The sequence below is a fragment of the Streptomyces sp. WMMB 714 genome, assembly GCF_900090125.1.
Taxonomy (GTDB): domain Bacteria; phylum Actinomycetota; class Actinomycetes; order Streptomycetales; family Streptomycetaceae; genus Streptomyces; species Streptomyces daqingensis.
This window is the reverse complement of sequence record NZ_FMHJ01000007.1, coordinates 118,449-132,073: the sequence shown is the minus strand read 5'-3', so window position 1 is coordinate 132,073 and position 13,625 is coordinate 118,449. Positions and strand designations below refer to the sequence as shown.

The 13,625-nt window shown below is 72.1% G+C and carries 9 protein-coding genes; 3 read left to right on the top strand and 6 right to left on the bottom strand.

The window, feature by feature from the left end; genetic code table 11:
• Positions 1–210: 210 nt before the first annotated feature.
• From H181DRAFT_RS14760 to H181DRAFT_RS14745, 4 genes are all read right to left on the bottom strand, one after another.
• The gene (locus H181DRAFT_RS14760) at positions 211–2,514 is read right to left on the bottom strand and encodes a putative bifunctional diguanylate cyclase/phosphodiesterase (protein ID WP_158715440.1); all 2,304 of its coding nucleotides are present in this window, start codon (positions 2,512–2,514) and stop codon (positions 211–213) included.
• Positions 2,515–2,768: 254 nt separating this feature from the next.
• Positions 2,769–4,949 carry an NAD-dependent DNA ligase LigA gene (gene ligA / locus H181DRAFT_RS14755; protein ID WP_045864905.1) on the bottom strand — a complete coding sequence of 727 codons (2,181 nt, stop codon included), beginning with the start codon at positions 4,947–4,949 and terminating at the stop codon, positions 2,769–2,771.
• 15 nt (positions 4,950–4,964) lie between these two features.
• Positions 4,965–6,035: a methionine synthase gene (locus H181DRAFT_RS14750; protein ID WP_074467867.1), complete on the bottom strand. Its 1,071-nt coding sequence runs from the start codon at positions 6,033–6,035 to the stop codon at positions 4,965–4,967.
• The gene (locus tag H181DRAFT_RS14745; protein WP_045864904.1) at positions 6,032–6,721 is read right to left on the bottom strand and encodes an SDR family oxidoreductase; all 690 of its coding nucleotides are present in this window, start codon (positions 6,719–6,721) and stop codon (positions 6,032–6,034) included. Before H181DRAFT_RS14745 ends, H181DRAFT_RS14750 begins: the two co-directional genes overlap by 4 nt.
• 162 nt (positions 6,722–6,883) lie before the next feature.
• On the opposite strand from H181DRAFT_RS14745, the gene H181DRAFT_RS14740 reads away from it, so the two are divergent.
• Both H181DRAFT_RS14740 and H181DRAFT_RS14735 read left to right on the top strand, forming a co-directional pair.
• A complete protein-coding gene (locus tag H181DRAFT_RS14740; protein ID WP_045864903.1) occupies positions 6,884–7,966 on the top strand; it encodes an ATP-binding cassette domain-containing protein in 1,083 nt (360 codons plus the stop codon).
• Between the two features lie 92 nt (positions 7,967–8,058).
• Positions 8,059–8,913 (top strand): ABC transporter permease, encoded by an 855-nt coding sequence (locus H181DRAFT_RS14735; protein ID WP_045865114.1) that lies wholly within the window; start codon positions 8,059–8,061, stop codon positions 8,911–8,913.
• 117 nt (positions 8,914–9,030) lie between these two features.
• On the opposite strand, the gene H181DRAFT_RS14730 is transcribed toward H181DRAFT_RS14735, so the two are convergent.
• Entirely contained in the window at positions 9,031–9,558 is a 528-nt protein-coding gene (locus tag H181DRAFT_RS14730) for an LOG family protein (RefSeq protein WP_045864902.1), read from the bottom strand.
• 22 nt (positions 9,559–9,580) lie between these two features.
• Between H181DRAFT_RS14730 and H181DRAFT_RS14720 the strand changes: the two genes are divergently transcribed.
• A complete protein-coding gene (locus tag H181DRAFT_RS14720; RefSeq protein ID WP_254666846.1) occupies positions 9,581–11,833 on the top strand; it encodes an NAD-binding protein in 2,253 nt (750 codons plus the stop codon).
• Between the two features lie 99 nt (positions 11,834–11,932).
• Here the strand turns inward: H181DRAFT_RS14720 and H181DRAFT_RS14715 are convergent, their stop codons facing one another.
• Positions 11,933–13,405 (bottom strand): glycine/sarcosine N-methyltransferase, encoded by a 1,473-nt coding sequence (locus tag H181DRAFT_RS14715; RefSeq protein WP_254666845.1) that lies wholly within the window; start codon positions 13,403–13,405, stop codon positions 11,933–11,935.
• Positions 13,406–13,625 lie beyond the last annotated feature (220 nt).

The window sequence follows — 13,625 nt, the reverse complement described above, 5'->3', positions numbered from 1 at the left end:
GCGGCCAGGAACACCGCAGGTCGTGCGTGCGGCGCGGAGCGCCCGGGAGCCGGGTGGAAGCCCGACGTGCGGCGCGCGCCCCGGGACGCACCGCCGCGCGGCGCCCGGAAAGCGCCCCGGAGGCGCCCGCCGGGTCGCGGCGGGCGGCAGTGTGGCGGGCGGCGGCGTGGCGGGCGGGACGTGACGTGACGTGGCGGGAGGTGCCGCGCCCTACTGGACCGGCTGCCAGCCCGTGGGACGGTTCGCGTCGTGCGACTGGGTCGGGCCCGGGGGCTGCGGCCCCGACGAGCGCGGCGATCCTCCCGCCGGACCCGGCGTGTGCCGCGACGACGAGGTGGCCGAACCCGTCGCCGGCGGGGAACCGCACTCCAACTCGGGCCGCGGACGGGCGCGTTCGAGGGAGTCCGGGACTCCGTCGCGCGCCCGCAGCCAGGCCGTCGTCTCGTCCGGGGGCATGGCCGCCGCGACGAGCCAGCCCTGCACGGCGTCGCAGCCCAGGTCCCGCAGGCGCTCCCACGTCTCGTCGTCCTCGACGCCCTCGGCCACCACCAGCAGGCCGAGGGAGTGGGCCAGGTCGACCGTGCAGCGGACGATCTCCGCATCCTCCGCGTCCACCGCGAGGCGCGCGACGAACGACCGGTCGATCTTCAACTCGCTCACCGGGAGCCTCCGCAGGTGCACGAGAGAGGAGTAGCCGGTGCCGAAGTCGTCCAGCGACATCTTCACGCCGTGCCCGGCGAGAGCGGCCAGGGTGTCGGCGGCGCGCTGCGGGTCCTCCAGCAGCACGTGCTCGGTGATCTCCAACTGCAGGGCCCCCGCGGGGACTCCGTGCCGCGCCAGGCGCCCCGCGACGGCTCCGGCGAAGCCCGGCGCGTGCACGTCGCGCGGCGAGACGTTCACCGCGACCGGCACCGTCAGGCCGCCCTTGCGCCAGCGGGCGACCTGCGCGAGCGCCGTCTCCAGCACGTACTCCGTCAGGCGCGGCATCAGCCCCGACGTCTCGGCGATGGCGATGAACTCGTCCGGAGGGACGCGGCCGCGCTCGGGGTGGACCCAGCGCACCAGCGCCTCCAGACCGGAGACGACGCCGTCGAACCGGACCTTCGGCTGGTAGTGCAGCTCGACCTCGCCGGCGTCGAGGGCACGCCGCAGGTCGGCCAGGAGCCCCAGCCGGTCGGGGGTGTTGCCGTCGCGCGTCGCCTCGTACACCTCGACGCCCGTACGGTCGCGCTTGGCCTCGTACATCGCCACGTCCGCGCGGCGCAGCAGCCCTTCGGCCTCGCGCGCGTGCTCCGGGAAGACCGCGACACCGGCGCTCGCCTCGAGGACGAGGGTGAGGCCGTCGAGGTCCAGCGGGGACCCGAGGGCGGAGACGAGGGTGCGGGCCGCGCGCATGGCGCTCGTCGTGGAGTCGGCGAGCGGCAGCAGGACGGCGAACTCGTCGCCCCCGAGGCGTGCCGCCTCCGCACCGCGCGGCAGCGCTCCGCGCAGCCGCTCCGCGATCTTCAACAGCAGCCTGTCGCCCGCGAGATGGCCGAGGGTGTCGTTGACGGAGCGGAAGCGGTCCAGGTCGATCAGGACGAGCGCGCCGCGCGCCTCCGTGCGGTCGGCCTCCTCCAGCGCCGACCAGGTGCGCTCCAGCAGCCACTGCCGGTTGGGGAGACCTGTCAGCGGGTCGCGCAGCGCCTCCTCCGCCCGCACACGCGCGATCCACAGCGTCGAGTCCAGCGCGATCAGCGGGACCGTGAACAGCGGGAGCAGCACCGGACGGTGGGCCGCGACGACAGCTATCAGCGGCGAGATCCCCAGCAGCGCCAGCGCCACCAGCCCGTGACGGAGCAGGGAGCGGCGCAGCACGGTGAGCAGCCCCGTCTTGCGGGGCGCGTAGGAGAACCACAGCAGGGTGCGCGTGGCCACCAGATAGGCGCAGGCGGCGAGGACGATCGCGGGCAGCGCCGCGTAGCCCCAACTCTCCGGATCCCAGGGCTTCTCGACGGACGGGTGCACGCCGAACGCCGCCAGCGCGACGGCCGCGGACCCGATTCCGAGGATGTCGACGGCGCCGTGCAGCACGGCCTGGCGCCATCGGTGCCGCCGCGCCGCGCCGACCAGCACGACGACGGCCAGGCTCACCAGGACCGCCGGGACCCAGCCGTGGAGCAGCAGGATCGCGAGGGTGAGCGCGGCGCCCGAACCGGTGCCGCCCCACCAGCGGTCACGGCCGAGGGCGACGAGATGCCCGACGATGACGCCGGTGAGCACCGCCAGCGACCAGCCCGTGACGCCGGAGGGGAAGAGCGCACGCCCCTCCGACAGGACGCGGAAGACGCCCGTTCCCAGCGCCACCCCCGCGCCGACGGCGACGAGCAACGGCAGTCCGGGAACCCTCAGCGCGGCGATGCGCTGCACCCACGGCACGTCCTCCGCTCCGGCCGTGGACCCCGTACCGCTGCCGCCCGCGCCGTCGGGCAGGCCGGAGTACGGGGGGCCGTGGCCCCCAGGAAATTCCTGCATGCCCGTCCCTCTCGCAGCCGTCTGTGCCTGCTCGCCAACCAGGCACACACATCAACAGTAGGCCGCACAGCGCCGCCAGGGCAGCGATCGGCCGGGGTTGGCTGTGCGCGACCCGGCTTATCCGGCCCCTTTCAGGAGCAACGGCCGATAACAGTGCGGCTCCTGAGTGCATACCCTGGCGTAAACGCATGAGACACCTGTGACCCGCGCACAACACCGGGAAAAGGGAGGGCAGTTGACGGGCCCTCAGCGCCCTATTCGGGGTGCTTTTCCGCCACTTCGCGTGCCGCGTCCGGCCCTTGCTCCAACAGGACGGCGAGTCCGTCATCGTCCAAAACAGGCACCCTCAACTGGACGGCCTTGTCGTATTTCGACCCCGGGCTCTCGCCGACGACCACGAATCCGGTCTTCTTCGAAACCGACCCGGTCACCTTCGCGCCCCGCTGCTGGAGCGCCTCCTTCGCGCTGTCCCGGGTGAGCGTCGCGAGCGTCCCCGTGACGACGACCGTGATCCCGTCCAGGGGCCGCGGACCGGCCTCGGCGGCGCCCTCCGCCTCCATCCGGACGCCGGCGGCGCGCCAGCGTCCGACGATGTCGCGGTGCCACTCCTCCGCGAACCAGTCCTTCAAGGAGGCGGCGATGGTGGGGCCGACGCCCTCGGTGGCGGCGAGTTCCGCCTCGTCGGCCGCCGCGATGCGGTCGAGCGAACGGAACTCCCGCGCCAGCGCCTCCGCCGCCACGGGCCCGACGTGCCGGATCGACAGCCCGGCGATGACGCGGGCCAGCGGGCGCTCCTTGGCGGCCCGGATGTTCTCCAGCATCGCCAGCGTGTTCTTCCGCGGCTCGCCCTTCTGGTTGGCGAAGAGGGTGACGACCTTCTCCTCGCCCGTCTCCGGGTCGCGCTTGGGCAGGCCGGTGTCCGGGTCCAGGACGTAGGACTTGATCGGCAGCAGATCCTCGACCTTCAGGTCGAACAGCCCTCCCTCGTCCTTCAGCGGCGGCTCCGCGGGCTCCAGCGGCTGCGTCAGTGCGGTCGCGACGACGTACCCGAAGTGCTCGATGTCCAGGCACTTGCGGCCCGCGAGATAGAACAGCCGCTCCCGCAACTGGGCCGGGCACGAACGGGCGTTGGGGCAGCGGAGGTCGATGTCGCCCTCCTTCATGGGCCGAAGCGCCGTCCCGCAGTCCGGGCAGTGCGCGGGCATCTCGAACTCGCGCTCGCTGCCGTCCCGCAGGTCGGCGACCGGGCCCAGGATCTCCGGGATGACGTCTCCCGCCTTGCGCAGCACCACCGTGTCCCCGACGAGGACACCCTTGGACCGGACGACCTCCTGGTTGTGCAGCGTCGCGAACTCGACCTCGGAACCCGCGACCGTCACCGGCTCCACCACGGCGTACGGCGTCACCCGGCCGGTGCGTCCGACGCCGACGCGGATCTCCAGGAGCTTCGTGTTCACCTCCTCCGGCGCGTACTTCCACGCGATGGCCCACCGGGGGGCACGGGAGGTGGAGCCCAGGCGGCCCTGGAGGCGCACCTCGTCCAGCTTCACCACGACGCCGTCGATCTCATGGGCCACGGAGTGCCGGTTCTCCCCGTAGTACGCGATGAACTCGCGGACACCGTCGAGCCCGTCGACCACCTTGGTGTGCGTGGACGTCGGAAGACCCCACTCGCGCAGCAGGTCGTACGCGTGGCTCAGGGTGTCGGTCTCGAAGCCCTCCCGGGCGCCGATGCCGTGCACCACCATGTGGAGCGGGCGCGACGCGGTGACCTTCGGGTCCTTCTGGCGGAGCGAACCGGCCGCGGCGTTGCGGGGGTTGGCGAACGGCTTGTCGCCGGCCTCCACCAGGCGGGCGTTGAGCTCCTCGAAGCGCTCCATCGGGAAGAAGACCTCGCCGCGCACCTCCACCAGCTCCGGGACGCGCTCGCCGCTGAGCCGCTCGGGGATGTCGGCGATGGTGCGGACGTTGGGCGTGATGTCCTCGCCCGTGCGGCCGTCCCCCCGGGTGGCGGCCCGGGTGAGACGCCCCCGCTCGTAGGTGAGGTTGACGGCGAGCCCGTCGATCTTGAGCTCGCAGAGGAAGCGGTGCTTCACGCCCTCCAGTTCGCGGGCGACCCGGTCCGCCCACTCCCCCAGCTCCGCGTCGTCGAACGCGTTGTCCAGCGAGAGCATCCGCTCGCGGTGGGCGACCTCCGTGAACTCCGTCTCGTACTTCCCGGCGACCTTCTGCGTCGGGGAGTCGGGCGTCACCAGCTCCGGATGCTCGGCCTCCAGGGCCTCCAGGTCGCGCAGCAGCCGGTCGAACTCGGCGTCGCTGACGACGGGTGCGTCCCGCACGTAGTAGCGGAAGCGGTGCTCCTCGATCTGCTCCGCGATCCGCTGGTGCTTCTCGCGCGCCTCGGCGGGCACTGTCGACTGCTGTTCCCCGGCCACCGTCTCGTCCTCCCGTTACTCAGGGTTGTCAGCGAGGGATCTCGCGGCCCGGACGCAGTGGGCGAGAGCGGCACTCGCGTACGCGGGTGAGGCGCCCGCCAGACCGCACGACGGAGTGACCACCACCGACTCCGTGAGGAGGGCGGGGGACAGCCCGAGCCTGCGCCACAGCGACCTGACACCACTGACGCTACCGGCAGGGTCTGACAACGCACCCGACGCCGGCGCGACTCCGGGCACAACCCCCGCGAACAGCGCCGTGCCCCCCTCGACCGCCTCGCCGATCATCTCGTCCTCACGCTCGGTGAGCAGGGAGGCGTCGACTGCGACGCCCGCGGCCCCCGCACGGCGCAGCAGTGCGAAAGGCGGCTCAGGCGCGCACGAGTGCACCACGACGGGCACTTCCACGGCCGACATCAGCTCTCGCAGCGCACCCTCCGCCACGGCCCTGTCCACCGCCGCGTGCGTGCGGTAGCCGCTGGCGGTGGGCACGCGCCCGCGCAGCACCGCCGTCAACGACGGCTCGTCGAGCTGCAGTACGGGGCGCGCCCCGGGCACCCTGCGCCGTACGTCCGCGAGATGCGCCCGCAGCCCCTCCGTGAGGGAGGCGGCCAGATCGCGGCACGCGCCCGCGTCACCGAGCACTGCCTGGCCGTTGCGCCGCTCCAGGGCCGCCGCCAGGGTCCAGGGACCGACGGCCGAGACCTTCAGCGCCCCCTGGAAGCCCTGCGTGAACTCCTCCAGCGCGTCCAGGTCCTCCCCCATCCAGGCCCGGGACCGCCTGGTGTCGCGCCCCGGCCTGTCGCCGAGCCGCCAGCCGCTGGGTTCGAGATGCGCGTAGAGCTCGACGAGCAGCCCGGCCGTCCTGCCGATCATGTCGGCGCCCGGTCCCCTCGCGGGCAGTTCCGGCAGGAACGGCAGGGCTTCGAGGGTGCCGGCGACGGCTCGCGCCGCCTCCCTTGCGTCCTCCCCCGGCATCGAGCCGATGCCGGTCGCCGCGGCCGGCCCCCAGGGGAAGCCCCCCGAAGTCCCGCCGGGAGCGGGAGAGTCCGCGCGCGTGCCCGTTCCGTGCGGCGTGCCGCTCATGCGGTCGGCTTCACGGTCAGGTCGGTGACCTCCGCGCCGCGCGGCATGTCCAGCGCGGTCAGCAGCGCCGTCGCCACCGCGTCGGCGGGGATCCATCGTTCCGGGTCGTACGCCCTGCCCTCCTGCCGGTGCACCTTCTCCTGCATCGGCGTGGCGGTGCGCCCCGGGTAGACGGAGGTGACGCGCACCCCGTGCCCGCTCTCCTCGGCCCGCAGCGCGTCCGCGAGCGCCTTCAGGCCGTGCTTGCTCGCGGCGTACGCGGCCCACTGCGGGTTGGCGCGGAGCCCGGCACCGGAGTTGACGAAGAGCACGTGCCCCCGCGCGAGACGCACCTGCGGCAGCAGCAGCCGGGTCAGCTCGGCGGGCGCGGTGAGGTTCGCGGCGAGGGTGCCGCTCCACACCTTCGCCGTCGTCTCGCCCACCTCTCCGAGCTCCACGACGCCCGCGATGTGCTGGAGGGAGTCGAGCTGTCCGGGCAGTTCCTGGTGACCGAGCGCCCACGACAGCCGCTCGGGCTCCGCGAGGTCGCCGACGAGCGTGCGGACGCCCGGGAAGCGGTCCCGCAGCTCCTTGGCCCGTCCGGCGTCCCGCGCCAGCAGCCAGAGTTCGTCGCCACGGTCGAGCAGGCGCCGCGTGACGGCGGCGCCGATGCCGGAACCGGCACCGGTGATCAGATGGGTTGCCATGGCTCCATGGTCGCTCAGGTTCGAACCCGGTTACGAACCGGTGGCGCGCCGCCGATGAGTTTTCGCGCCGCGCCGGGTCTGCTCGCAGTGAAGCCGGCGGCTTCCCGCACGCGCCGCGTCGTACCGTCGCACGGCACACCACGAGAAAGAGGGAGGGCAGCGATGCGCACCGACACCGCGAAGCACACCGAGCCGCGGCAGCACGACGGTCCGGCGATCGAGACGTCAGGACTGGTGAAGGTCTTCGGGGACAACAGAGCCGTCGACGGCATCGACCTGCGGGTTCCCGCGGGCACGGTCTACGGCGTGCTCGGCCCCAACGGCGCGGGCAAGACCACCGCGGTGAAGATGCTGGCCACCCTGCTGCGCCCGGACGCCGGGGAGGCCCGCGTCTTCGGGCACGACGTGCTGCGGGAGGCGGACGCCGTACGCTCCCGCGTCAGCCTCACCGGGCAGTACGCCTCGGTCGACGAGGACCTGACGGGCACGGAGAACCTCGTGCTGCTGGCCCGGCTGCTCGGCCACTCCAAGCAGTCGGCACGCAAGCGCGCGGCGAAGCTGCTGGAGGCGTTCGGCCTGGAGGAGGCCGCCGGGCGGCAGGTCAAGCAGTACTCGGGCGGCATGCGCCGGCGCATCGACATCGCCGCCAGCATCCTCAACACCCCCGACCTGCTGTTCCTGGACGAGCCCACCACCGGCCTCGACCCGAGGAGCCGCAACCAGGTGTGGGACATCGTGCGGGCCGTCGTCGCGCAGGGGACGACGGTGCTGCTCACGACGCAGTACCTGGACGAGGCGGACCAACTCGCCGGCCGCATCGCCGTGATCGACCACGGCAGGGTCATCGCGGAGGGGACGCCCGGGCAGCTGAAGTCGTCCGTCGGCGCGGGCTCGATCCATCTGCGGCTGCGCGACGGCGCCCAGCGGGAGGAGGCGCGTTCCGTGCTCTCGCAGACTCTCGCCGCCCAAGTGCAGCCCGAGTCCGACCCGGTGGCGCTGACGGCCCGCGTGCAGGGCGGCGGCACGGAGCGCGGAGCCGCCGAGCAGGCCGCTCTGGCGCTGGCGGAGCTCACTCGCTCGGGGATCACCGTCGACCACTTCTCGCTGGGCCAGCCCAGCCTCGACGAGGTCTTCCTCGCCCTCACCGACCACCCCGCGCACGACGAGGGCGAGCAGGCCGACGGCCGCGAGCCCGTCTCGCGCAGTTCGCAGAACGGCCACGCCGCCGAGGAGACACGCTCATGACCAGCACGCCCGCATCCGCCCCGCCGCCCGCCGCCTCCCCCTCCGGCCACCCGGGGGCCTCCGCGGCCTCCGCACAGGCGTCCCACGCCCGGATGACGGCCTCCGCGGCACGTCAGCAGCAGAGAGGCCGGCCGTCGCAGGGCAGACCGGAGGACCTCGCCACGGTGCTCGTCGCCGGCCCGAGGCCCCCGCGTCCCAGCGCTCTGTCCGTGTGCCTGACGTTCGGCTGGCGGGCGATGCTGAAGATCAAGCACGTGCCCGAGCAGCTCTTCGACGTGACGGCGTTCCCGATCATGATGACGCTGATGTTCACGTACCTCTTCGGCGGGGCGCTGGCGGGTTCGACGACGGAGTACCTGCAGTACCTGCTGCCGGGCATCATGGTGATGAGCGTCGTGATGACCACGATGTACACGGGCGTCTCGGTCAACACCGACATCGAGAAAGGGGTGTTCGACCGCTTCCGCACGCTGCCGATCTGGCGTCCGGCCCCGATGGTCGGCTACCTCCTCGGTGACGCCTTCCGCTACACCATGGCGTCCGTCGTGATCCTGACGGTGGGCCTGGTGCTGGGGTTCCGGCCGGGCGGCGGCTTCATGGGCGTGGTCGCCGGGATCGCCCTGCTGGTCGCCTTCTCGTTCGCCTTCTCCTGGCTGTGGACGATGTTCGGGCTGCTGCTGCGCACGGAGAAGTCGGTCATGGGCGTCAGCATGATGGTGCTGTTCCCCCTCACCTTCCTCAGCAACATCCTGGTGGAGCCCCGCACGATGCCGGGCTGGCTGCAGGCGTTCGTCGACGTCAACCCCGTCACGCACCTCGTCGCCGCGGTCCGCGGCCTGATGGACGGCCACTGGCCCGGCGGCGAGATCAGCTGGACCCTCATCGCGTCCGGCGTCCTCATCGCGGTGTTCGGCACGCTCACGATGCGGCTGTACAACAGGAAGTAACCGCAGCTGCTCGGCTGTTGGAGGGGCACCCCGGCTCGCCGGCGGTGCCCCTCGCCAGTGGCGCGGGTCGTGCGCCGGGAGCCGTCCACCACGCCCGTCCGGGCCGTCCCGGCAGTCCTACGCGGACTCCAGCAGCTCCATCGCGCGCTCGCCGTCGTCGGCGAAGGCGACCAGTTCGGCCAGCGGCACCGGGAGGAAGCCCTCCGCCTCCATCCTGGCGAGCTGCTGACGGAGGCCGTCGTAGTAGCCCGCCGTGTTCAGCAGGACCACGGGCTTGGCGTGCAGCCCGTGCTTCTTCAGCTCGAGGATGTCCGTCGCCTCGTCGAGCGTCCCCGTGCCGCCCACCATGATCACGAAGGCGTCCGCCCGTTCGAGGAGCCTGGCCTTGCGTTCGGCGAGGTTCGCGGTGACGACCATCTCGTCCGCGTTCTTCCGCGCCACGCCCTGCAGGAACTCCACGGAGATCCCCACGAGCCGTCCGCCCGTCCGCTGGACGCCGTCGGCGACGACCTTCATCAGCCCGGCGTCCGATCCTCCCCACACCAGCGAGTGTCCGCGGCTGCCGATAAGCTCGGCGAACTCGCGCGCCGACTCGGTGTACACGGCGTCGAGTTCAGCGGCTGAGCAGAAGACACAGATGTTCAAGGGGGAACTGTCCTTGGCGGCCATGGACAGCAGCCTAGAGCCCGGCGCCCTGCGCGGACACATGGTGGTCTGCGGCGACAACGCCCTCGCCCAGCGGGTCTCCAAGGAACTGGCCACGGTCTACAGGCAGCACGTCACCGTCGTCCTGCCGTCGCTGCGCGGAGGGAACCACGGCCCGCAGATCGCCGAACTGGTCGGAGCGGGCGAACTCTCCGTGGACGCCGTCGAGGCGGGCGTGCCCGACGACACGGCGCTGCTCAGGGCCGGCATCGAGCGGGCGAGCGCCCTGGCCCTCACCTCCGGCGACGACCAGCTGAACATCTACATCGCGCTGCGGGCGCGGCGTCTCAACCCGCAAGTCCGGCTCGTCATCCGGATGTTCAACCAGAACCTGGGCCGCTACCTGGCGGATCTGCTCGACCGCGCCGCCCGGCTCCGTGGGGCGAGGGCGGCCGGCGGCGCCCTGACCGACGCCACCACGACAGTGCTCTCCGACTCCGACACCGCGGCGCCGTCGATCGTCGCGGCGGCCGTCGTGGGCAGCGACAAGGTCCTCTACGCGGACGGGCTGCTGCTGCGGGCCAAGGAACGCACGCTGCGGACGGTCGACCGCCGCAACCCCCTGTGCACACTCGCCCTCCTGCCCGCCGCGGACGACCCGGACGACGCGGAGGGCGTCGCCGACGACGGCGGCGGCGACACCGAGGACGCCGCCGGCTCCCCCGAAGACGGAGCCGACGGCACGTCCGGGGCGGGACCGGGCCAGGGCGACGGGCAGGACGAGGACGGAGCACACCCCCGCCCCGGCGCCTCCGCGGACGCCACCGGAGGCACCACCGCCACCGCACCGCAGGCCGGGAGCGGGCGCCCCCGCCCGCACGACGGGCCGGTGCTGCTGCCCGACGAGGAGGACCTGGCCGGGCTGTCGCCCGAGCGCAGCGCCGTCGTCCTGGAGGCCATCACGCGGCGGGACCGCGCCGGTGCCGTGCGCGCGCCGCGGCTGCCCCGGATGCTGGCCCTCAAGGAGCTGTTCTCGCGGCGGCTGCGCTACTCGCTGCTCGCCATGACGGCTGTGGTGCTCGTCCTCGCCACCGTCAGCTGGGCGATCACAGGGGAGACCCCGCTGCACGCCGGGTACGTCACGCTTCTGGACGTCTTCGCCATCAACGAGCCCAACCTGGAGAAGAGCTCCGGTGAGCAGGTCCTCCAACTGCTCGCCGCACTCGCGGGAATGATGCTGCTGCCGCTCTTCCTCGCCGTCGTGCTGGAGAGCTACGGCGCCTTCCGCAAGGCGACGGCGCTGCCGAACCCGCCGCGCGGACTCTCCGGCCACGTGGTGCTGGTGGGCCTGGGAAAGGTCGGCAAGCACGTCCTGGAGCGGCTGCTGGAGCTCAACATCCCCGTGGTGTGCATCGAACGGGACCCGGAGGCGCGGGGCATAGCCCTCGCCCGCCGGCGGCGCGTCCCCACGCTCATCGCCGACGTCACCGAGGACGGAGTGCTGGAGGAGGCGAAGATCAAACGCAGCCGTGCTCTGCTGGCGCTCACCAGCACGGACGGCATCAACCTCGAGGCCTCGCTCAACGCACGCCAGATCAAGGCCGAACTCCGCGTCGTGATGCGGCTGTTCGACGACCAGTTCGCCGCCACGGTGTACCGCGCCCTGCGCGACACCTACCCGGCCGCGCAGACCCGCAGCCGCAGCGTCTCGGCGCTGGCCGCCCCCGCGTTCGCCGGGGCCATGATGGGACGCCAGGTGCTGGGAGCCATCTCGGTGGGGCGCCGCGTGCTGGTCTTCGCGACCGTGGAGGTGCGCGGAAACCCGCTGCTGGAGGGACGCACCGTGGCCAGCGCCTTCCGGGCGGAGGCGTGGCGCGTCGTCGCGCTGGACACCGCCGACGAGGAGGAACGGCGGCACGACCTCTCGTCCGTCTCGTCGACCGGCGCCGGCGAACTGGAGTGGCGCCTCCACCCCGGCTACGTCCTCCAAGGCGGCGACCGTGTCGTGGTCGCCGCGACGCGGCGCGGGCTGAGCCGCCTGCTCGCCGCGGGCCCGGCCTCCGGCATGCCGCCCGTCCCGGGCACGGGGGAGCACCGGTTCCGCGACGTGGTGCAGCAGTTCCCGCCGTCCTTACGGCAGGGACCGCCGCAGCCGCCCGGGTGGGGACGCACGCCCGGGCAGGGCCGCACGACGGGACAGGGCACCCTCCCGGGCCAGGGCGGCGGACCGCCGGAGCGGGAAGGACCGCACGGGGACGGCCCGCGCCTCCCCTGACACGCACGCAGGCGTGTTCGTCCCAGCTACGCCGACGCGGCGGAGCCCAAGGTGCACGGGCCGTCCGGCGACGCCGTCACAGCGCCGCAAAATCGTTTCTCAGCGCTTGAAGTGAAAGATGCCCCAGGTGAGTCGGCGCTCGTTGCCGCCGTCCACCCAGTGCTTCAGTCCCTTCTTCATCTGCGCGAGGTACTCGCTGCTCACCTTGCCGGCGAGCCCTTCGGCCTCCTGGCGCTCGGTCTCCTCCAGCACCCGGCCGTAGTGGTTGACGAGCTGCTCGCGGTGCTCCTCGAAGCCGTCACCGCTCGCCGGGCTGAACCCGAGGCGCGCCAACTCGCGCCGGTAGAAGCCGGGAGAGCCCATGGTGTCGAGGTGGATGCGGTCCAGGATGGGCTTGAGCTCGCCGGTGGAGGTGCCGTCCGCGGCCATCGGGTCGGTGAAGATGAGCTGCCCGCCCGGGCGCAGCACGCGGGCGATCTCCTCCAGGACCCTGAGACGGTTGCCGCTGTGCAGGAACGCGTCCTGCGACCAGACGACGTCGATGCTCTCGTCCGGGCAGGGGATGTCCTCGAACGAACCGTCCACGACCTCGATCTTGCCGGTGAGCCCGCGGCGGGCGTTCTCCTGACGGTTCCGCTCGTTCTCCACCTCGCTCAGGTTGAGCGCGATGACGCTGCTGCCGTGCGTCTCGGTCACGTAGCGCGCCGAACCGCCGTACCCGGCACCGAGGTCGAGCACGACCGAGGACTCGTCGAGGCCGAGCTTGTCCGCCATGCGCTGCACGGTGCGCCGGCTGGCGTCCGCGATGGGCTCCGCGGAGTCCTCGTAGAGGCCGATGTGGATGTCCTCGCCGCCCCACACCGAGTGGTAGAAGGCGTCGGCGTCGGCCGAGTTGTAGTACGTGCGGGCGGTGCTGACGGCGGCCGAGTAGGCGCCACCCCCCTCTTCCATGCGGTACTCCTTCTCGGCGACGTGCACGAAGAAGTCCGGCTGCTCCTCACGGTAGGTGTGCTGGAAGTCCCCGTACGTCTCGATGTGCTGGAAGCCCACCTCGCTCATGAGCCTGCGGGTGTAGTCCTTCCGCAGCGGATACATGTTGAGGTGGTACTCGGATCCGTCGGAGAACTCGTACCGCATACGGCACAACCCCTCGTCCAGGTACTCCGGTTCCACTGCGACGTCCTCACCGCAGTAGTAGTAGGTGTGCTTGCTGGAGTAGCCGCGGTCCAGCATCGCGTCGTAGTTGCGCTGGTCGAGGATGAGGACGCCGTCGTGCTTCAGCATCGCGTAGAACTCGGCGAGCGCTTTGCGGCGGTCGCGCTCGGAGAACAGGTGCGTGAAGGAGTTGCCGAGGCAGACGATGGCGTCGTACTCCCCGTGCACGTCCCTGTTGAGCCACCGCCAGTCAGCCTGGACGACGCGGAGTATGTGGCCGCCGTTCTCCATTCCGTTCTTGAACGCCTTCGACAGCATGTCGGCGCTGCCGTCGGCGCTCACTGCGTCGAACCCTGCCTCGAGGAGCCGCACCGAATGGAATCCGGTGCCGGTGGCGACGTCGAGTACGCTCTTCACGCCGTGCTTTCGCAGCAGGTCGATGAAGAAATTGCCCTCGCTCTGCGAGCGCTTTTCCCAGTCTATGAGAGAGTCCCATTTATCCACGAAACTTGGGACGTATTCCTCCGTGTAATGCCCGGTCTCCCGGACGTCGACGGGATTGTCTCCGAATTCCTGCGTCGGTCGCGCGGTAATGGGGAACCTCCGGTTGCTGAGACGGTGGCCTACGGCGCGGCCG